The 20,292-nt window shown below is 45.4% G+C and carries 17 protein-coding genes, 2 pseudogenes and 1 other annotated feature; of the genes and pseudogenes, 2 read left to right on the plus strand and 17 right to left on the minus strand.

The annotated features are described in order from the left end of the window. Window positions 1-22: 22 nt before the first annotated feature. Together GCA01S_RS01260 and zapA are read right to left on the minus strand one after the other, a co-directional pair. On the minus strand, window positions 23-562 hold the full coding sequence (locus GCA01S_RS01260) for a CvpA family protein (RefSeq protein ID WP_017435432.1): 540 nt from the start codon (window positions 560-562) through the stop codon (window positions 23-25). Between the two features lie 4 nt (window positions 563-566). Then, window positions 567-830, minus strand: coding sequence for a cell division protein ZapA (gene zapA, locus GCA01S_RS01265; RefSeq protein ID WP_017435431.1), 264 nt, complete (start codon window positions 828-830; stop codon window positions 567-569). Between the two features lie 118 nt (window positions 831-948). Here zapA and rnhC point away from each other — a divergent pair, with 118 nt between their 5' ends. Continuing rightward, entirely contained in the window at window positions 949-1,854 is a 906-nt protein-coding gene (rnhC, locus tag GCA01S_RS01270; RefSeq protein ID WP_042406570.1) for a ribonuclease HIII, read from the plus strand. A gap of 110 nt (window positions 1,855-1,964) precedes the next feature. Here rnhC and GCA01S_RS01275 read toward each other — a convergent pair whose 3' ends face one another. The 14 genes and pseudogenes from GCA01S_RS01275 to GCA01S_RS01335 form a co-directional block, all read right to left on the minus strand. Beyond that, window positions 1,965-2,633 (minus strand): type 1 glutamine amidotransferase domain-containing protein, encoded by a 669-nt coding sequence (locus GCA01S_RS01275; protein WP_042406572.1) that lies wholly within the window; start codon window positions 2,631-2,633, stop codon window positions 1,965-1,967. A gap of 113 nt (window positions 2,634-2,746) precedes the next feature. After that, complete coding sequence (locus GCA01S_RS01280; protein ID WP_042406574.1) at window positions 2,747-5,869, minus strand: MMPL family transporter; 3,123 nt, start codon at window positions 5,867-5,869, stop codon at window positions 2,747-2,749. Next, window positions 5,866-6,318: a MarR family winged helix-turn-helix transcriptional regulator gene (locus tag GCA01S_RS01285; protein ID WP_017435427.1), complete on the minus strand. Its 453-nt coding sequence runs from the start codon at window positions 6,316-6,318 to the stop codon at window positions 5,866-5,868. The genes GCA01S_RS01280 and GCA01S_RS01285 overlap by 4 nt, the downstream gene beginning before the upstream one ends. Before the next feature lie 180 nt (window positions 6,319-6,498). Then, a complete protein-coding gene (locus GCA01S_RS01290) occupies window positions 6,499-6,999 on the minus strand; it encodes a DUF5946 family protein (protein WP_042406576.1) in 501 nt (166 codons plus the stop codon). A 263-nt stretch (window positions 7,000-7,262) separates the two neighbouring features. Next, window positions 7,263-8,210, minus strand: coding sequence for an ABC transporter permease (locus tag GCA01S_RS01295; RefSeq protein WP_052510006.1), 948 nt, complete (start codon window positions 8,208-8,210; stop codon window positions 7,263-7,265). Beyond that, window positions 8,203-9,117: an ABC transporter ATP-binding protein gene (locus GCA01S_RS01300; protein WP_042406578.1), complete on the minus strand. Its 915-nt coding sequence runs from the start codon at window positions 9,115-9,117 to the stop codon at window positions 8,203-8,205. The genes GCA01S_RS01295 and GCA01S_RS01300 overlap by 8 nt, the downstream gene beginning before the upstream one ends. A 2-nt stretch (window positions 9,118-9,119) precedes the next feature. Further along, entirely contained in the window at window positions 9,120-9,818 is a 699-nt protein-coding gene (locus GCA01S_RS01305) for an ABC transporter ATP-binding protein (protein WP_042406581.1), read from the minus strand. After that, the gene (locus GCA01S_RS01310) at window positions 9,815-10,195 is read right to left on the minus strand and encodes a GntR family transcriptional regulator (RefSeq protein WP_017434544.1); all 381 of its coding nucleotides are present in this window, start codon (window positions 10,193-10,195) and stop codon (window positions 9,815-9,817) included. The genes GCA01S_RS01305 and GCA01S_RS01310 overlap by 4 nt, the downstream gene beginning before the upstream one ends. A gap of 4 nt (window positions 10,196-10,199) precedes the next feature. After that, window positions 10,200-10,982 carry a hypothetical protein gene (locus tag GCA01S_RS01315; protein WP_042406583.1) on the minus strand — a complete coding sequence of 261 codons (783 nt, stop codon included), beginning with the start codon at window positions 10,980-10,982 and terminating at the stop codon, window positions 10,200-10,202. Between the two features lie 763 nt (window positions 10,983-11,745). Continuing rightward, window positions 11,746-13,054: pseudogene (locus GCA01S_RS01320) on the minus strand (ATP-binding protein). 239 nt (window positions 13,055-13,293) lie between these two features. After that, entirely contained in the window at window positions 13,294-15,708 is a 2,415-nt protein-coding gene (gene pheT, locus GCA01S_RS01325; RefSeq protein ID WP_042406586.1) for a phenylalanine--tRNA ligase subunit beta, read from the minus strand. Between the two features lie 16 nt (window positions 15,709-15,724). Next, window positions 15,725-16,759 (minus strand): phenylalanine--tRNA ligase subunit alpha, encoded by a 1,035-nt coding sequence (gene pheS, locus GCA01S_RS01330; protein ID WP_026078643.1) that lies wholly within the window; start codon window positions 16,757-16,759, stop codon window positions 15,725-15,727. A 102-nt stretch (window positions 16,760-16,861) separates the two neighbouring features. Further along, a pseudogene (locus GCA01S_RS20775) lies at window positions 16,862-17,251 on the minus strand (NUDIX domain-containing protein); the annotation flags it as partial. A 27-nt stretch (window positions 17,252-17,278) separates the two neighbouring features. Next, window positions 17,279-17,516 (minus strand) — a binding site (T-box leader). 85 nt (window positions 17,517-17,601) lie between these two features. Next, the gene (locus GCA01S_RS01335) at window positions 17,602-18,372 is read right to left on the minus strand and encodes a TrmH family RNA methyltransferase (RefSeq protein ID WP_042406590.1); all 771 of its coding nucleotides are present in this window, start codon (window positions 18,370-18,372) and stop codon (window positions 17,602-17,604) included. A gap of 97 nt (window positions 18,373-18,469) precedes the next feature. On the opposite strand from GCA01S_RS01335, the gene sspI reads away from it, so the two are divergent. After that, window positions 18,470-18,685 (plus strand): small acid-soluble spore protein SspI, encoded by a 216-nt coding sequence (sspI, locus tag GCA01S_RS01340; RefSeq protein ID WP_042406593.1) that lies wholly within the window; start codon window positions 18,470-18,472, stop codon window positions 18,683-18,685. 148 nt (window positions 18,686-18,833) lie between these two features. On the opposite strand, the gene GCA01S_RS01345 is transcribed toward sspI, so the two are convergent. Continuing rightward, window positions 18,834-19,757 carry a pseudouridine-5'-phosphate glycosidase gene (locus GCA01S_RS01345; RefSeq protein WP_017437221.1) on the minus strand — a complete coding sequence of 308 codons (924 nt, stop codon included), beginning with the start codon at window positions 19,755-19,757 and terminating at the stop codon, window positions 18,834-18,836. Window positions 19,758-20,292 lie beyond the last annotated feature (535 nt).

The raw sequence follows: 20,292 nt of genomic DNA on the forward strand, positions 1-20,292 counted from the left end.
CCTATGAGTCATAGAGAAGTGATTACACCATGTAACGCATCCACATTTGTTTCAACATTTCCGATAAAAATGGGGTATGCTTGACAATGGCAGTAGCAAGAAAAGAACCTTGAAGCTTTGCCTGCCAGCTTTGAATGGGAACTAGTGCACCAATGTATAGGATAAGAAACACAATTAAATATACTTCGACAAATCCTAACGCTCCGCCAGCCCAGCGGTTGATGCTGCGAAGGAGCGGCAATTGCGCCACGAAATCCAGCATTGAACCAATAATTTGCATCACAATTTTCGTAGCGAAGAATAAAATCGCAAACGCGATCGCCCGATAATATGCGTCATCCAAATGCGTGCTTTCAAACAGCAGTTTGACCGTTTCCGGATCGCCAAACGTCGGATACGGAATCCACAGACGCAGCGGCGGCACTAATTTTTCATAATAAAGATAAGCGACAACAAAAGCGATGATAAAGCCGGTCATATGAATAAATTGGAGAATAAAGCCTCGCTTTAGCCCGATCATAAACCCCATTAAAAGGATAAAAAGTAAAAGAAGATCGACCATTCCGTTACTCATCCTTTTCCTTATGTAGTTTTTGTAAAAGCCGATCATATTCTTCTTTTAATTTTATATAATCATGAACGATATTAATTGCTGTTAGTACCGCTAGTTTATTAATATCCAATGTCGGATTTTTCTCGCTAATCTCCCGCATTTTGTCGTCGACAATCGATGCGACTAATCGGATATGGCTTGAGCTTTCTGTGCCGACGATCGTATATTGCTGCCCGTATATATCGACTGTCACCCGCGTTTTTTGTTGCTCCGCCAAATGATTTCCCCCATTCTGCAAAATCCTATTGTTTATCATAACATGAATGCTGATATAATGAAAAGATACGACTATGATATGCAAAAGAAAAAACAATTGCAATTAGGAGTGAATGGCCATGGCAAATCACGTCATCACGGCAACAGCAGCGATGCTGGAAAAGATGCGGAATCATTACGCTTCCGATATAACGGGGCATCTTCCTGCAGGTGCTTTGTTCGTTGCCAAACGATCAGGCTGCACAATTACCGCTTACCGTTCGGGAAAGGTGCTGTTTCAAGGAAAAGAGGCAGAACAGGAAGCAGCGAAATGGATGAAACAATCGGGTCAAAAAGAAACGGCGGCTTTCCAACCTCGTTTGGCTGCTGCATCGGCAGTCGGCTCCGATGAAGTCGGAACCGGAGATTATTTTGGGCCAGTTGTCGTTGCCGCCGCATATGTCGCCAAAGACCAAATGGATGTGATCACAGCAACGGGAGTAAAAGATTCGAAACTATTAACCGATGAAGCCATCCGCCGGCTCGCCCCATCGCTTATGAGCATGATCCCGCACCAAACGGTGATACTGTCCAATCCAATGTATAATGACTGGCAACGAAGCGGAATGCCGCAAACGAAAATAAAGGCGTTATTACATAATGAAGCAATTAGAAAGCTCGTGGAACAACTTTCGCCGCTTGAGCCAGAAGCGATCATTATTGACCAATTTATTGAGCGGGACTTATATTTTCGCTACCTCGAAAGCGAAACAAATGTCGTCCGCGATCGTGTGTATTGCTACCCGAAGGCGGAAACGATTCATATTGCAGTGGCCGCTGCTTCGACGATCGCCCGCTACGTATTTTTGCAGGAAATAGAGCGGCTAAGCAAGCAAGTCGGCATGACATTGCCAAAAGGGGCGGGAGCACAAGTCGATCAAGCTGCTGCAAAGCTTATCCAAATGCACGGGCCTGCAATTCTCGAAACGTGCGCAAAGCTTCATTTCGCTAATACAGAAAAAGCAGTGCGGATTGCTAAACAGTAAACATAAAAAGAGGATGGCTCGAAAAGACCGTTGTTAGCGGCCTTTTGAGTCAGCCTCTCTTCGTTCATACATAGGCGAGTAAGTTGGGCTCCCGCTGCCGTTTATCATCTTTACTTTTCTTTCTCCTCCAGCGCCTCAACAACTTTTTCCGCCGTGCTTCTACTGGATTGCGGATTTTGCCCGGTAATCAAATTGCCGTCACGCACGGAGAAGTCCTTCCATTTTTCACCGTGGACGAAATTGGCGCCTCTTAAGCGCAACGTCGATTCAAGTAAAAACGGCATATATTGGTCTAACTGCACCTCTCTCTCTTCTTCATCCGTAAACGACGTTACCGTCTTTCCTTTGACAAGCGGCGTCCCGTCCTTATATGTTACATTGACAAGACCAGATGGGCCATGGCAAACGGCGCCAATGATTCTTCCATCTTCAGCGAATTGCTGCAAAACGTATTGCAATGTTTCATTATCTGGAAAATCAAACATCGTCCCGTGGCCGCCAGGAAGGAAAATCGCATCAAACCCAGTTGCATCGTCTTTGCTCAAACGGGCAGTGTTTTTCAACTCTTTTTCAGCTTCTGCCCAAGCTGGATCTTTTTCTTCAATGCTGCGCGGATCAAGCGGTACTTCCCCGCCTTGAATGCTTGCTACTTTTACGTCATATCCTTTTTCCTTAAACACCAGATACGGAACAGCGAATTCTTCGAGCCAAAGCCCTGTTTTATGGTCGTCGGTAATGGTCGTATGGTTGGTAACCACCATCAGCACGCGCTTGGTCATTGGCTATTCCCCCTTTTATCGAATTTGTACTTTTATCATAGATTACCTTTTACAAAAGCAACAATAAATATGCTCAAAAAAAAAAAAACGGGCTCCTTGCCAGAGCCCTACCTTTACTTCATAAACGGCCACCAGTTTGCTTTGCCGAATGTTTTCACCATCACAGGGACAAAGAGCGGCAGCACAACAAGCGCGTATAAAATTAATCCCGTAAGGACGATCGTCGCGATTTGCAAAAGCGACAAGACGCCGGACGGATACATCGCCGCAAACGTCCCGCCTAAAATGACAGCAGCGGAAATAATGACCGTTCCCATGTTGCGCATCGCCAGAAGCATCGCTTCCTGCACCGTCTTGTCGCGGTATTCGTTGAAGCGGTCCATCAAGAAAATGCTGTAGTCGATGCCAAGCGCGATCAAGATGACAAACGCGAAAAACGATACCGCCCAGTTTAGGCCGGCATATCCAAGTCCATGGACGAAAATAAGCTCTGTTACCGCCATCGATGTGTAGTATGTCAAAATAAGCGATAAAATTAAATACATTGGCATGATCAGCGAACGAAGCAAAATGATTAAAATAAGCGCAATGCCGGCAAGCATCAACACGACAGTGCGGGAATAGTCATTCGACGAGATGGTGCGCAAATCAGAATAAATGCTTGTCACTCCGCCAACGGCAACTTTTGCGTTTTCGAGTTTCGTATCTTTGACCGCGCGCGCGACCGCATGCTTAATATCATCGATTTTATTTAACGCTGACGTCGAATACGGATTTTCATCAAAAATCACATCAAACGTCACTACTTTTCTATCTTTGGACATATATGCATCTTGTGCTTGGGCAAACTCTTTGCTCTCAAGCACTTGTTTCGGCAAATACCATCCCGTCATTTCTTCGTTTGGCGAAGACGAAAGCTCGGATAAATAGCTTTCTGCGGAACCGAGGCCTTTCGATACTTGCCGAAGACCGTTCGCGCTTTGATCCAGTCCTGTAATTAATTGATTCATTTGCCCGTCTAACTGCGAAAATCCTTGCAGCAGCTGTTCTTGCCCGTTATTTACCTGGCTTAATCCATTCGCCAATTGTGGCAGGCGCTCGATGACTTGGCGCTGTCCGTTTGCTGCTTTATCCATCCCTTTTTGCAGCTCGTCAAGCCCGGCAATCAGCTTGGTCATGCCATCGATCCATGCTTTTTGGCCGCTGATAAGCTGCGTAAACGAGCCATTCGCTTGGCGTACCCCATCGCTTGCCTGTTTGAGCGCAGTATTTAATTGTACAAAACCAGCAGTCATTTGCTGTGATTGTTTTGCCAATTCTGCAGCAACCATTTTTGCCTGCTGGTATTCGCGGTCTTGCTGCAACTCTGGATGTATTTGCTCAATACGGTTCAACGATGCGCTTACCGAGGATAATTGCCCCGATAAGACGTTCATGCCTTCTTGCAGCTGTTCATACTGGCTGACAAGCGAAGAGAGACCGGCGCCCGCCTTTTCATAGCCTTGGAGCAACTGTTCAGCGCCTCGCTTTAACTTTTTCGCATTGTCCTGGATTGTTGTCAATCCTTTTTTGATTTCGCCAGCTCCCATCGAACCGCTGCGAATGCCTTGCTCAATTTGCGCCAGCCCTTTTTGCAGATCGCCGACCCCCATTTTGAGCCGCTCCGTCCCTGATACAATCTTTTCCATAACGTTTGTCGCTTGTTTTAATTTTGGCGCGGACACAGAGAGCTGTTTGCTCGCTTGACTTAGTCCGGAGCTGATTTTCTCAATCCCTTCTTTTCCTTGTCCAAGACCGTTTTTTAAGTTTTTCGCTTGCTCGGTGACAAACAATTGTTCAATCGGTTTTCCTGTCGGACGCGTGACAGAACGTACTTTGTCCACCCCATCGATTTTTTCGACTTCACGGCTAATTTTTTCGATTAATGCGAAATACTCCTGCGAGTTCATCGCTTCATCGTTTTTCATGACGATTTGCGTCGGCATCGCTTCGCCAGGATTAAAGCTTTTGGCAATAACGTTAAACGCTTTGACGGACGCATAGTCGTCACCAATTTCTTCAAGGGAATCAAACGACAAATTCCCTTCATATGTCACCAACACGGGAACGGTAATGACCGCAACGATGCCTAACGCAATTAACGGTCTGGCAAACGCAAACCGGCCTGCGGCATCCCACAATCGGCTTTGTTTATGTTCCAAATTTCCTTTCACCGGCCAAAACAGCTTTGGGCCAAGCGCCGCCATAAAAAACGGCACCAACGTCATCAGCGCAACGAGCAGCACCGCGACACCAACCGCGACCGCGGCAGCCGATTGATACAACTTAAACGTCGACAGCCCAATTGCGGCAAACCCGATCATCACCGCGATTCCACTGAACAATACCGTTTTTCCGGCGGTACGGTATGTGGCGACAATGGCATCCGTGCGGTTTTCATGCTGTGAAAGTTCTTCCTTAAACCGGCTTAACAGCAAAATACAATAGTCCGTCCCAATTCCAAACAACACAGCAACTAAAAAGATTTGCGTAAACGTCGACAGCGGAAAATTCACTTGATCCACAAGAAAAGCAACGATTGACTGCGACACTAAATAGGTTATCCCGACCGTCACAAGCGGAATGAGCGGCGCGACAAACGAACGGAACACGACAAGCAGCACCACTAAAATAAACACAACCGTAATGCCTTCTGTCTTTTTCAACCCGCGTTGGGAGCTGATAACGACATCTTCGTCAATCATCCAGCTTCCTGTATAATAATGCTCGACAGAAACGTCATCGATCGCTTTGTATAGCGCTTTTGTCATTTCTTGCGCGCTTCGGCCGTTTCGTTCGACTTTGACCAATATCAGCATCGTCGTTCCATCTTTAGAGACGAGCTGGTCTTTCAATTCTTTTTCTTTAAACGGAGAAACAGTCTCGGTGATTCCCAACCTTTTTTTGTTTTTCTCCAGCTCGCTGACGGCGTGCTCCGCTTCCTTCCAATCGTGATTCGTCAGGCCGCCTTTACGATAAAACACAAGCGCCGTTGACAGTTCGCTCCCCTTGTTTTCCCGCTGCTGCACTTCCTTTAAAATCTCCATCGCTAACGATGACGAATATCCTTTCGGCACGCTAAGCTGCCCTTTCTCGCGGACAAGATCGGCCATGTTCGGCGCCGTCACCATCAGCACGGCAGCGGCGATGACCCATACCAAGAGCACGAACCATTTTCCTTTAATGATTCCTCTCACGATGTTCCCTCCATCTCCTGAAAAATGCGGACAAGTTTTTCATATGTTTGAATAAATGCTTCAATTTCCTCTTCCGAAAATTTGGTTATGAACGATTCGACCAATTTATGAATTTTTTCTTCCGTTTCCGTAATCCATTTGTCTCCTCGTTCCGTCAGCGTCAAATAAACAACCCTGCGGTCGTTTTGATCTCGCGTGCGCTGAAGCAGGCCTTTTTCGACAAGGCGGTTCGTCATCGCCGTAATCGCGCTTTTGTTTACGCCAAACAAGGACGCAAGCTCGGTGGATGTGCATTTCGCTTTCTTTTTGATGCAGCGAAGCAGGTAATACTGGTCGTTTGTCATATCCTCATCAAGCTCGCACTTGACGAGCGCCGCTGCTTTTTTCATTACCATAAACGAAACAGACAAATACCGTTCAATGAGATCATCAATGTTTCTCTTCTGCAAGCTATCGCCCCTTTTTGTAAAAAATAGTTTAATTATTTAACTATTAAACAATGTAACAATCTCCTAGAAAAAAAGTCAAAAGAGAAGTATTGAGAAAGGACAACCGTTATTTTTATGCAAAAAACTTAACAAACCGCAGCCATGTGACTTTTTCGATAATGCCGAAAACGCAAACAGGCTTCACCTATTGAGCCATTGATGGCAGATTGTTCTGACCCAATCATGGTAGTGTTCCCAGCTCTTCCAGACATCTTCTGCCCAGGATTTAAGCATCTCGTCTCTTTTCTTGCCTGGTTCCACACGCAACACATCGAATACCGTCAGCGAATATGTTTGATGAGGTGGTTCGAAGCGAGGCCAATCGTGCCGCCGCTTGGCTAATTCCATGTGTGCTTTCTGTACTTGCCTTCCCGTGTATCCGCATTCAATGGATAAATATAAGCCGATGAGCGCAAATGCCGTTGTAATGTTGCGCGTCACTCCTCCTGAATGTTGCGCGCCGTAGGCGTCGACGGCTAGTTGGTGGATGAAGGCGGGATCATTTTTTGACATGTTATATGCGGCTAATTCTCCGTAAAACTGCCAGCACTCGCCGGATGCGTGATAACGGTCGCAAGGCTCTAAATTTTTACTAGGAAGTTTCAGTTTGCATCCTGGACATTCTACAATAAGATTTCCCATTTGAAAACACCTCCGTACATTCTTTTTCATTTTACAAGATAAAATTACAAGAAACGATAGATTCGTAAACGAGCGGCGTTTGCTCGTTTGAGCATAACAAATACATAATGAGAATGGACAATAATTGGTTATATACCTCATTCTCCGTTGCACTAAACAATGCTTGGACATTTAATAAAAAAATCCATCTCCTTGGCAGTCACATACCGTGATAAAAAACAAGGGCCAAGGGATGGATCGTTTCCATAAGCGAATAGGACCGATTACGCCGCAATATCGCGCTTCCGGAAAATAAACCATGTAAGTGCGTTAAATATAACAAAGTAAATAAGCAGCATCATCATGGAAAACGGCATTGTCATTCCTTCGACAAGCGGCGTTCCATCAATATATTGCGTTAAGTCTGTATTGGCAAATAATAAATATTTTGCCCAGTCAAATTTCATGGCAAGAAGCGTCGTAATCTGCGGCCCTGCAAACAGGGCAAAAGTCGCCAGTCCAACCGCAAGCGAGTGATTGCGAAACACCGCGGATATCATAAACGCAAAGGTCGTCATCATGACAAGATCAACGCAATTGAGTGCGTATACTTGCATGACATGGAGAAGCATGCTTTTCTCAACAACCGTTCCGTTTTGGTACGCTAAATATGGTTCGCGGATGTTTTCGATTCCAAAAACAATCGCGCCGACGACGGACGAGAAAACAAATAGCAATAGCAGCATGCAAAGCGCAAACAACAGAGCGGCAATGTATTTCGAAAGCAAAATTTTCGTGCGGCTGGCGGAACGAATGAGAAGCAGCTTGATAGTTCCCCACGAAAATTCATTGGCTACGCTTCCTGCCGCCACAATAATCGTAAACAGCGTGATCAGCGCAATAATGTCTGCAGAACTCACCAAATATCCCCAGAACGTATTGGACGCCACAGGTTTTATATTATGCTCTAGACGATACTCATTGATTTTCAGCTGCTGTTCGAGATGATTTTTATACATTTTCGGCACCTTTTCCTCAGAAAGCTGTGCTTCCATTTCCTTTATCTCCGAAGCAACCTCCGCCTTCCAATTTTTCGGCTCTTTATGCGTTGCTTTTGTAATCAGCGCTCCCGCTAATGTCGACAAGGCAAGAAGAGCGATCATAAACCATGTGCCAATACGGCGGTAAATTTTCATATTTTCGTTTTGAATTAATGAAAGAATGCTAGGCAATTTCATTACCTCCCGTCATTTCTAAAAATCTTTCTTCCAACGATTTCGTAAGAACTTGAATGCCATATACTTTGATATTTTCTGACACTAAGGCGGCATTCAAGCTTGGTATTTCCTCATAATCGATGGAAACTTCAATTCCTTGCTTTGCCGATGTGATGTTCATATGAGGATAGATGTTTTTGATCACGGTTAGTGCCTGTTCCACCGGCTTTACTGTAAGCAGCACCTTTTGAGCTTGTTTTGACAGCTCTTGAACCGATTCAATTCCTACTAATCTTCCATGTTGAATAATCGCAAAGCGGTCGCACATCATTTCCATTTCCGACAGAAGATGGCTTGAAACGATGATCCCCAGCCCTTCTTCTTTCGCCAGCTTGCGCAAATAGTCGCGGATTTCGCGGATGCCGGCGGGATCGAGCCCGTTTGTCGGTTCATCCAAAATAAGCAAAGAAGGGCGATGAAGCAATGCCTGCGCCAGTCCTAGCCTCTGCCGCATGCCGAGCGAATATGTTTTCACTTTGTCATGAATTCGTTTTTCCAACCCCACTAGTTTGACAACCTCATCGATTCGCTCCTTTGTTACTCCTTTTGTCATTCGCGCATAGTGCAATAAATTTTGATAACCCGTTAAAAATTTATACATCTCCGGGTTTTCGACAATGGCGCCGACATGCTGTATCGCTTTTTCAAAGTCTTTTTGAATACTGATTCCATTAATCAGCACATCGCCACTAGTAATTCCCATCAGCCCTACAATCATGCGAATCGTTGTCGTTTTCCCGGCGCCGTTCGGCCCCAGAAACCCAAACACCTCCCCTGGAAATACCTCGAGCGACAAATCATGGATAATCGTTTTCTTGCCAATATCTTTCCTGACATTTTTCAACTGCAAAAGCGGATTCATGGTTATTCCTCTCCCTTATAAATTTTTTTCAGCCGGTTTACTACACTATCGCGGCTTGTTTCTCTTAATTCATCGACGTGGACGCGCTCCGCCACTTTTCCATCACGGAGGAAAATCGCCTCATCCAGCAATGGTTCCACTTCATCGATTTCATGTGTCGTCATCACAATCGTCTGCCGTTCTAGATCGACAAATGAAATCAGTCCCTTGACGATAGATTCGCGCACCATCGGGTCAAGGCCGGACAGCGGTTCATCCATCAATAAAATCGGCGCTTCCCGCGCTAACGTAAAAGCGATTTTCGCACGGCCCCTTCCGCCTTTGGACAGCTGTCTTATTTTTTTATCAGGCTGGATTTCCATAAACTCTAAAATGTCATGCGCTTTTTCTTTGTGGAAATCGCTAAATTGCGAAGCGTAAAACTCCAGCATATCCTGAACCGTAAAGCTGTCATAATAGGCGTCCAGCTCCGATAAATACGCGACTTTGCCGCTGATTTTTTTCGTTACTTCCATTCCATCGACTAGCACTTTTCCTTTCGTAGGAAAAACGAGTCCGGCAATCAATTTCAAAAAAGTTGATTTGCCGCTGCCGTTTGCGCCAAGGACGCCGATGATTTTTCCTTTTTCTAAACTTAGCGATACATCATCTAATGCGATGACATTACCGTACTTTTTTGTGACGCGCTCGAACTCAATCATTGTTTCTTTCCATCCTCTCCCTTACTGAAATCTTTTAGCGAAGCTATCATGTCATTCATCGTAAATCCAAGCTCTGTCATGTTCCGTATAAAATCAGCCACAATATCTCGTTTCAGCTGTTCACGCAACCGTTCGATGGCTTCCACATTTTCCGTGACAAACGTTCCTTGACCGCGCCGTGTTTCCACAATCCCCATCCTTTCGAGCTCGCTATATGTGCGCTGGATCGTATTCGGGTTTACTCCTGTTTGTACGGCCATCTCCCGCACAGACGGCAATTTATCTCCCGCTTTCCATTCGTTGCGCACAATTTTCTTATTAATTTTCTCCATTATTTGCATATAGATCGGCTTCGTTGTATCAAACTCACCGGCCACGTCTTTACACCTCAACTTTTCTGTCAATTAACCAAATAGAAGCGCAAAATACGAGGACAGCCATAATACCGTAAAAAACGACTGCTCCTATTGACATCGTTTCAATCTTTTCAATCATTATCCATTCTTCAGTTGTATTGTACTTGAACATAACCCCCGGCATCGCTATTTTTCCCCATCCCGTTAGCCATTCGTATACGTTTGTTTTCATAAACAACGAAAATAGCCAGCCTAACAGAAAATAAATAAGCGCAACAATCAGCCCCGATAGTTTCGCAAACATTTGTTTACAGATGCGGTAAATCACCCAATAAAATAAACACCAGACCGCCATATGGATAGATAGCAGCATAATAGACAAAACCGCCAGCACACCGCTTTGGATAAAAAGCTCATGATTCCACATTTCCTCATGGAAATACCTCTCTTTTATTTCAAGCGACGCAATGTAGGTAAATAGCGCTGAAACAAACAGGGAAACAAGCAGGCTGCCAAACGCGATAAGCAGTTTGGCGCTTACCAATCGAAATGCCGGCTGTGGGGTGTGAAGCCATAAATGAAGCCGCTTCGCTTCCGTTTGCAAGCCGAGAGCCATAAAGATCAACATATAAAAAGCATGCAGGCATGTGACAATCAATGATGGAACGAACATCGTTATCGGTTCATCGTATTTTAGAGCCAATAAATATGCCACGATATTAACGGCGATCACGATTCCAACCGTAGTTATTATCCACATCTTAGAGATGCGCCATTCTTTTTTTAATAAGCCAATCCACGAACTCATTTTTTCCCCTCCAGCAATAGTGGATTAGTGTACTAGTAATATAGTACACTAATATTCAAAATAATGTCAATTTGTCACTCTTCTTTTCTTCATACACATAAACGACCGAAAATCGTCGTATGCTTAAACAAAGGAAACGAGGCAAATAAAAAAGATGTCGTAAAATTGCTTGATCGACATCCTTTGTTCCACACTATTTACATTTTGAAATATCTCAGCAAAGATTTTCTGGAAATTCGCGGTCGTCCTGCCGCGTATGGCGTTTCAGTAAAAAAACGTCGGCCGATGCATCGCAACAAAGATTGCAAAAAGAGGAGCGATTTCATCATCCATTGCATGTTCCGCAACTCAATTAGAAATCATGTTAATATCCACCCCTTGGGATGGTAGTTGGACCTCTGTATATAATTTCCAAGGTGGTGGATTTTCATGAATCGATTATGCGTTTTTTACCACGTTCTAAATATTGACAAAATTTCTTAGATCCTAGATATTGATTAACCTTAATGAAAATGAGTTTAATCATGTTAAAATCACTGAAAAAGAGTTTTTAGCACTCCATTGAAAATGAGATAAAGTCTAATTTTACAATTGACTTAATCTTCTTGAGACACAACAAAAATGAACAATTATCTAATTTTTATTTACTTTGGTTAAACCCGTACAATTTATGTTCAGCATCTTTGCATTAAAACCAGCTTTTCCGTGATTTTTATGCTTGGAATCACTGCTGGAAAGACAATTTTCCGATTCGTGATTTGTCTCATAAAGCGACAAAGGCGTCACGTTTTTGCTCCACAGAAGGGGTATGCAGAGACTGCGTGAGTGGAAGATATAAGGATACTTGCGTCCCCTTGTTGACTTCGCTTGCAATTTGGATCGTTCCACCCATCGATTCGATAATTCGATAGACGACCATCATTCCAAGTCCGGTACCTCTTCTTCCTTTTGTTGTAAAATATGGTTCTCCAAGGCGTTCGATTTGTTCTTTTGTCATTCCGACCCCTGTATCCGAGATGCGGATAAGCACTTGATCTTTTTCGATAGAAATGTAAACTTCGAGTGTGCCGCCATTCGGCATTGCTTCAATAGCGTTCTTGATAATATTGAGCAAGCATTGTTGAAGTTTTTGGCGTTCCCCTTTGACGTTACAAGGAATGAGCGACGTTTGGACTTCAACACTATTCATGTTTGCCAGCGGACGCACAATATCGATGACGCGTTCCATTTCTGTTTTCACATTTAGATTTTCTACGCTTTCCGGAGCAGGTTTGGCGAATGTAAGATAATCCGTGATAATCGCTTCAGCGCGATCTAATTCTTCGATGGCAATGCGAATGTATTGTTTCCGCTTTTCTTGCGATAAATGGCTTTGCTCCAGCAATTGTATAAACCCTCGCGCGGTCGTTAGGGGGTTGCGCACTTCATGGGAAATGGAAGCAGCCAAGTGGCTGACCACCTCCATTTTTTCCGCGCGGATAATTCGTTTTCTTAACGCGCTGTTTTTATATAAAACCTCCTTAAGATAGCAGGTGAAAATCATACTGATTGGCTGAACAGGCAGGTAGAGCCAAAGCGCTGAAGAAGCCGGCAATGTGTGATGAAAGGATTGGATCCAAACGACCATGAGCATCTCGGAAACAGCCGATAATAGAAAAGCAAGTAAAATGCGCTGTTTGGAAGACAAGGCCAAAAATTTTTTCGATAAAGCAATGCTGGCGATCATAATGGTGATCGATGTAACAGCGGTCAGCATGAATTCTTTTCCGCCAAAAAAAAGAACGGTAGCCAATCGTCACCATACAAAGAAAAAGGCTGGCGATCGGCCCTTTATACAAACTGCCCAACCAAAGAGGCACTTGATGTAAATCGTAAATGTATTCTGTATCGATGTTGGAATTGATAGGAAATGTCATGCAAAGAATGATGATAATGGCGGAAGCGAGTGTTAAAATGTACTTCCTTATTTTTTCAGGTGCGTTTCTTTCCTCAAGCCATAATGCAAGAATGAAAACTGGGATCAAAATAAAAAATAAATTTAATAGGACGTTTTTTACAATGTCGAGGAACATATTCACACCTTCCTTTACATGACAAAATCTTAATGAATTCAGCATTTATTTAGCCATTTACTATTGTAAAAGAAAGAAATGTCAGATGTTAAGTACGAATGTTTAGTGTTTTTCTGACATAAACGTTTGTTTTTCGACATAATTTTTCTTAAAAAAATTTTTTCAATCGTTTTATTTAAATTTTCCTAAAATCAACAAATCCCCCACCTTATGCTTTCGCATAAAATGGGGGATTTGTTTTATCCGCGCAATGTTGCGCCGAATTGCTGTTCCACCGCCTGAATGACTTTTTCGTGAACGGCGGTCACTTCTTCATCTGTTAATGTACGTTCCGGATCGTAGTAACGAAGCGAAAAGGCAATCGATTTTTTGCCGTCTGGAAGGCGGTCTCCTTTATATACGTCGAAAATCGATACTTCTTTCAACAATTTGCCGCCCGCTTCGATAATCGTTTTTTGCAGTTCGCCAGCGATGACGTTTTCATCGACAACAAGGGCGATGTCGCGCGTAATCGACGGGAAGCGCGGAATCGGCGAATAGCGGATATCTTCCACTTTGGCGTTTAACAAATCGGTCAAGGCAAGTTCAAAGACATATGTTTCTTTTAAATCGTACTCTTTTTGCACAGCCGGATGGAGCTGGCCGACAAAGCCGATCGTCTTTCCATCTAGCAAAATATCAGCGGTGCGCCCCGGATGCATATGTTTGCGTTTTGCCTGCTTATATTCAATGCGATTCGTTAAGCCTAGCAACTCGAACAATCCGTCTAAAATACCTTTGACCACATAGAAATCGACCGCTTTTTTCTCGCCTTGCCATAAGTGGGCGTGCCATACGCCTGTTACGACTCCGGCGAGGCGTTCTTTTTCGCTTGGCAGTTCGTTGTCGCCATTCGCCAGATACACCGCACCTGTTTCATAGACAGCGACATTTTCGACTTGGCGCGCGCGGTTGTAGCTCGCTACTTCCAAAAGGTGCGGCAGCAAGCTTTGGCGAAGGACGCTGCGCTCTTCGCTCATCGGAAGCGCCAAGCGGATCGGTTCCGCCGTTTCTAACGCGAACATTGTCGCTTTTTCCTCGCTTGTAAGAGAATACGTAATCGCTTGGAACAGGCCGACATCTTCTAAATAACGGCGTACTTGCCGGCGTTTTGCTTGATATGCTGTCAGTTTGCCCGGCTTCGCTTCCGCGACTGGCAATGTCGCCGGCAAGCGGTCATAGCCGTACAATCTCGCCACTTCTTCGATAATATCTTCTTCAATCGAAATATCCCGGCGTCGTGATGGAACGGTAATCGTAAACGTTCCGTTATCTTCCATAAACGCAAATTGCAAGTTCGTTAAAATCGTGGCAACTTCGTCTTTCGTAATCGTCGTGCCAAGCACACGGTTAATGCGGTCTAGCGTAATGGTGACCGTCACTTCTTGCTCTTTTAGCGTATTGACCTCGACAATGCCGCCAACCACTTCGCCGCCAGCGTACTCGGCCATTAACGCGGCCGCGCGGTCAAGCGCTTCTTTCGTCCGCGCCGGGTCAATGCCTTTTTCAAAGCGCGTGCTTGCTTCACTGCGCAAACCGTGGTCTTTCGACGCTTTGCGAATGACAGGGCTCGTGAAATAGGCCGATTCAATAAACACCGTTGTCGTGTCGTTTCGCACTTCGGAATTCGCGCCGCCCATGACACCGGCAAGCGCCACTGGCTCCGTACCGTTGGTAATGACAAGATGATCTTCCGTTAACGTGCGCTTCGTATCATCCAACGTGACAATTGTTTCGCCTGCTTTTGCGCGACGCACAACAATTTCTTTCGAACCGAGGCGGTCATAGTCAAACGCATGAAGCGGCTGGCCGTACTCAAGCAAAATGTAGTTCGTAATATCGACCACGTTGTTATGTGGACGGATTCCTGCCGCCATTAATCGCGTTTGCATCCAAAGCGGCGACGGACCGATTTTCACGTTTTTCACAATGCGCCCTGCGTATAACGGATTGTCTTCCGGCGCATCGACGCGCACAGAAATATAATCATGAACATTTTCGTCATTTTCTTGAAGCTCAATGGTTGGCAGCTTCACGTCCCGGCCTAAAATCGCCGCCACTTCATACGCGACGCCAATCATGCTTAAGCAATCGGCGCGGTTTGGCGTAAGTCCGAGCTCTAATACTTCATCATCTAGATTTAGTAATTTCAATGCATCGGCGCCAACCGGAGCGTCGCTCGGAAAAACGAAAATGCCATCAGCGTATTCTTTCGGTACTAATTTCGATTCAATACCGAGCTCTTGCAAGGAGCAAATCATGCCGTTCGATTCTTCGCCGCGCAGTTTTGCCCGTTTAATTTTCAAATTTCCTGGTAAGACGGCACCGACTTTCGCAACTGCTACTTTTTGCCCTTTGGCGACGTTCGGGGCGCCGCAAATAATTTGTACCGGCTCCTCTTCGCCAATATCGACGAGGCATTTGCTTAATTTATCCGCGTTTGGATGCTGCTCGCGCTCAAGCACATGCCCGACGACAACGCCTTTTGCCCCTTTATTTAATACTTCCACGCTTTCGACTTCAATGCCGCTTTTTGTAATGCGGTCGGCTAGTTCTTTTGCGGTGATGCCTGTTAAATCAACATATTCTTGCAGCCATTTATAGGAAACAAACATCGATCAAACCTCCCTTTTATACACGATGGAATTGTTGCAAGAAACGAATGTCATTTTGATAGAAATGACGGATGTCATCAATGCCGTATTTGAGCATTGCAATGCGCTCCGGCCCCATGCCGAATGCGAAACCCGTATATTTTTTCGAATCAAATCCAGCCATTTCTAATACGTTTGGATGGACCATGCCGGCGCCTAAAATTTCAATCCAGCCCGTTCCTTTACATACGCTGCAGCCATGACCGCCGCAATGGAAGCAGGACACATCGACTTCGACCGACGGCTCGGTGAATGGGAAAAAGCTTGGACGGAAGCGGATTTCGCGATCTTCGCCAAACATTTTTCGGGCGAACTCGCGCAGCGTTCCCTTCAGGTCGCTCATGCGAATGTTTTCATCGACAACAAGCCCTTCGATTTGCGTAAATTGATGCGAGTGAGTCGCGTCATCATTGTCGCGGCGGTACACTTTTCCCGGGCAGATGATTTTCACCGGACCGCGCCCTTGATGTTTTTCCATCGTGCGCGCCTGCACCGGTGACGTATGGGTGCGAAGCAAAATTTCTTCGGTAATGTAGAACGAATCTTGCATATCGCGCGCCGGATGGCCTTTTGGCAAGTTCAACGCTTCAAAATTGTAGTAGTCTTTCTCGACTTCCGGCCCTTCGGCAATCGTATAGCCCATGCCGATGAATAAGTCTTCGATTTCTTCAATGACGCGCGTGAGCGGATGGTGATTTCCTCTTCGGACCGGGCGGCCTGGAAGCGTGACGTCAATGGCTTCCGCGGCTAATTTTTTCTCGACTTCCTCTTGTTCGAGCTTCGTTTGCTTTGCTTCTAACGCGTTTTGAATCGCTTGCCGTACTTCGTTGGCGAGCGCGCCTATGACCGGACGCTCTTCTGGCGATAATGCCCCCATGCCGCGGAGCACTTCGGTAATCGGGCCTTTTTTGCCAAGATAAGCGACGCGCACCTCATTGAGTGCTTTCAAGTCACGAGCCTGTTCGATTTTTTCGAGCGCTTCTTGTTGAAGCTGCTGCAACCGTTCTTTCATGGAAAACTCCTCCTTTTCTTCTTTATTCGAACGAGCATAGAAAGAAAATGCTTCTTCGACTGCCCATACTTGATGTTCATGGAACAACACTTTTGGAATATCTTCGCGTGGAATCCACACTAGTTCGTGGTCTTTTTCGAAAACGGAGTGTTGCTCTCCTGTAATTTCTGCTATGTAGAAAAACCCATCGCTAGCCATATAGTCATGAAAAGTCGTTGAGTAGAAATACTTTTGCGCACGTCCGATAAATTGGAGAATACGGACGTTATACCCCGTTTCTTCCAAAACTTCACGCTTGAGACAGTTTTCCAATGTTTCTGTCCCTTCCACCCCACCGCCGGGCAAAAAATATCCCGTTGGCGTTTTCACGACAGCGACCATGCCGTCGTTAATGATGACCGCATAGGCGCCTCTCCTGACGATGTAATGTACATGTTCGAGGCGATCGCCAAATATCCACGCTTCCTCCATCCCCCTACTCCTCTCCACCATGTTCCATAAAAAAACTCGCCCCTTCAAATAAGGGACGAGTGCACTCGCGGTACCACCCTTGTTAACAGCGCAAAAAACGCGCTGTTCGCTTCATTGCGATAACGGCATCGGCCGGAACACCTTTACATTCCGCAGACGCGGAATGGTCCAAGTGTCAACTCCAGAGGTGAATTCACTTGCTTCTGCCATAAAAACGCTCCCAGTCTACGGCGTTTTCTCCCTGGATGGCGAGTGGCAAGCTACTCTTCTCTTTCATCGTCGTTTTCCGTATTTAACTTATTTAACTATTTTTATATTATAGGCAACGGGCAAGGGCGATGCAACCTCTCGTATTCAAAAATAGCTTTTATCTATAATTTTACAATGCCCTCACGCAAATGATAAAGCAAAATTCCGGCGGCGACGGCGACGTTTAACGACTCAGCCTGTCCATAAATCGGAATGTATAAATTTTTCGTTGTCATTTGCAGCAATTCCTTATGAACCCCGCTTCCTTCGTTGCCGACAAGCAAAGCAAACGGCCGCAACGGTTTGATACGGCGATAATCTTCCCCATTTTCCAACGCTGTTCCGTAAACCGCGACATTTTCCGCCTGCAGACGCTCGATCCATTCGCGGAGATTTCCGCGAATAATCGGCAGATGAAAAAGCGACCCTTGGGTAGCGCGGATGACTTTCGGATTGTATAGATCAGCGCATCCTTCGCCAAGAATGACGGCATCCATTCCCGCCGCATCAGCGGTGCGGATCATCGTGCCGACGTTGCCTGGGTCTTGCACGGCGTCAATCAGAAGCACATTCGCCTGCGCCCAGTCCATATCGTCATAGGAAAACTGCTCGCATATGGCGGCGATGCCTTGCGGTGTTTCCGTATCGCTGATCGTTTTCATCACGTCTTCTGTAACGATGGCCATCGGGAGACCGCTCACATCCCAGGTTGCCGGGATCGCTTTATTCTCGTCAACAATCAATTGGATAATGGATATATTGCTTTTTAACGCTTCTTCCACTAAATGAAATCCTTCGATAAGAAAGTGCCCTGTTTTGTCTCGTTCCTTTTTCGTCAACAGCTTTTTCCACTGCTTCACTTGCGGATTTTTTACCGACTCAATTCGTTTCAACGTTGATTCTCCTTTACGTTTTGCGTATCCATATACATAATAAACGAAATTCGCGTAAAAAATAAGCATGTAACTACATACTTGTGAGGTGAACGAGATGGATTTAAACTTGCGCCAAGCAGTTATACAAAATGTGGCCAACAACACGAAGGAGCAATTAGAAGATACGATCGTTGATGCGATTCAGCGTGGAGAGGAAAAATATTTGCCAGGGCTCGGCGTCCTTTTTGAAGAAATTTGGAAACATTCGAGCAAGCAGCAAAAAGAAGAAATGCTCACGACACTGGAACAAGCGGTCAAACAACACGCATAAAAGGGAAGCTGTATCCGCTTCCCTTTCCTATTGAATTTTCACGAAGGAAATATCCCCCGTTGGAGAGTTCCTTTCCCTTCCCGTGTTGCATCTCTTTCATGATCATCATTTGTCATCAGCTTCCCCATCTTGATGACAAGGTGCGCTGCTACGCGTAACAACCCTTGAGGTTAGCGGCAATTTTCGCGGCTAGGACAGCGTTGTTTTTTACTAATGCGATATTTGCTTCAAGGCTTTTTCCGCCTGTTAATGTTTTGATTTTATCGAGCAAGAAAGGCGTCACCGCTTTTCCGGCAATTTGTTTTTCTTCCGCTTCTTTAAGGGCTTCCTCAATGATCGAATTGATGTATGACTCTTCCAATTCGTCTTCTTTTGGAATCGGATTGGCAATAACCAGACCGCCGTTTAGCCCAAGTTCCCATTTTGTTGCGATTAATTTCGCCATTTCCTCCGGTGTATCGACACGGTAATTCACTTTGAACGGACTTGTGCTTGAATAAAAGGCCGGCAATATGTCCGTACCGTAGCCGATGACGGGAACGCCGTTTGTTTCAAGATATTCCAGCGTTAACCCTAAGTCCAAAATCGATTTGGCTCCGGCACATACAACAGCCACATTCGTGCGCGCCAGTTCTTGCAAGTCCGCGGAAATGTCCATCGTTTGCTCGGCGCCGCGGTGAACACCGCCGATTCCGCCGGTGGCAAACACTTTAATGCCGGCCATATTTGCGCAAATCATGGTCGCCGCTACGGTGGTCGCCCCGTGTTTTTTCATGGCAATCACATATGGCAAATCTCTCCGGCTTACTTTTTCGATCTCTTTGCTTGTCCCTAAAAATTCTAGTTCCTCTTCATTGACACCGATTTTAATCTTTCCATCCAAAATGGCGATCGTCGCAGGCACAGCGCCGTTTTCGCAGATGAGCTGCTCCACTTCCTTTGCCGTCTCTACATTTTGCGGATACGGCATGCCATGGGAAATGATCGTTGATTCCAAGGCCACGACCGGTTTATTTTCTTTCATTGCTTTTTCGACTTCTTCTGAGAAAACAAGCACGTCTTTTAAGTTCATCGATTAGACCTCCCGAGAAAAATATTGCGCGAATGTTTGCTTTAATAAATGTTGATTCAAGTTGGAACAAACGGTTTCTTTCGTTTGCAATGTAATGATGGAACAGCACATTCCTAGCTGGCAGGACTTGACAAACGGTTCTCCGTTATGGATGCCGTATAAAAAGCCCGAATTGAACTACCCCCACTTACCGGCTCATGCCGGTGGAAGTGGGGGATTCTTGTTTCCTCTGGCCGCAGTTGCTCAAAGGTTCCAAGAACCCCCTCCGTTCAACGAGAGGAGTAGCCATACAAGATGTCCGAAGTGTCCCTTTCAGGACGACCAGCTATATGCCTATGAAAGCACATATAGAAGGTACACCATCTTCCATTCGTATGGCATCCAAAGAACGCATTGCAATGCACCCAGCTCCTAGAATCGCCATCTGCTCCGGTGACGAGAGTAAGATACTGGTACAATGCGCTCTTGAATGAACAACATTTTTATATTAATAGGTATTCATTATGTTGTTATGCCAAAGTTTTTATTAGTTGCT

The sequence above is a fragment of the Parageobacillus caldoxylosilyticus NBRC 107762 genome, from assembly GCF_000632715.1.
GTDB classification, from domain to species: Bacteria; Bacillota; Bacilli; order Bacillales; family Anoxybacillaceae; genus Saccharococcus; species Saccharococcus caldoxylosilyticus.

Coding starts and splice junctions, on each gene's coding strand:
- sspI (WP_042406593.1), top strand. CDS start 18,470: ATGGATTTAAACTTGCGCCAAGCAGTTATACAAAATGTGGCCAACAAC.
- GCA01S_RS01275 (WP_042406572.1), bottom strand. CDS start 2,633: ATGACCAAGCGCGTGCTGATGGTGGTTACCAACCATACGACCATTACC.
- GCA01S_RS01300 (WP_042406578.1), bottom strand. CDS start 9,117: ATGAATCCGCTTTTGCAGTTGAAAAATGTCAGGAAAGATATTGGCAAG.
- GCA01S_RS01260 (WP_017435432.1), bottom strand. CDS start 562: ATGGTCGATCTTCTTTTACTTTTTATCCTTTTAATGGGGTTTATGATC.
- rnhC (WP_042406570.1), top strand. CDS start 949: ATGGCAAATCACGTCATCACGGCAACAGCAGCGATGCTGGAAAAGATG.
- GCA01S_RS01345 (WP_017437221.1), bottom strand. CDS start 19,757: ATGAACTTAAAAGACGTGCTTGTTTTCTCAGAAGAAGTCGAAAAAGCA.
- GCA01S_RS01315 (WP_042406583.1), bottom strand. CDS start 10,982: ATGAGTTCGTGGATTGGCTTATTAAAAAAAGAATGGCGCATCTCTAAG.
- GCA01S_RS01305 (WP_042406581.1), bottom strand. CDS start 9,818: ATGATTGAGTTCGAGCGCGTCACAAAAAAGTACGGTAATGTCATCGCA.
- pheT (WP_042406586.1), bottom strand. CDS start 15,708: ATGTTTGTTTCCTATAAATGGCTGCAAGAATATGTTGATTTAACAGGC.
- pheS (WP_026078643.1), bottom strand. CDS start 16,759: ATGAAAGAACGGTTGCAGCAGCTTCAACAAGAAGCGCTCGAAAAAATC.
- GCA01S_RS01290 (WP_042406576.1), bottom strand. CDS start 6,999: ATGGGAAATCTTATTGTAGAATGTCCAGGATGCAAACTGAAACTTCCT.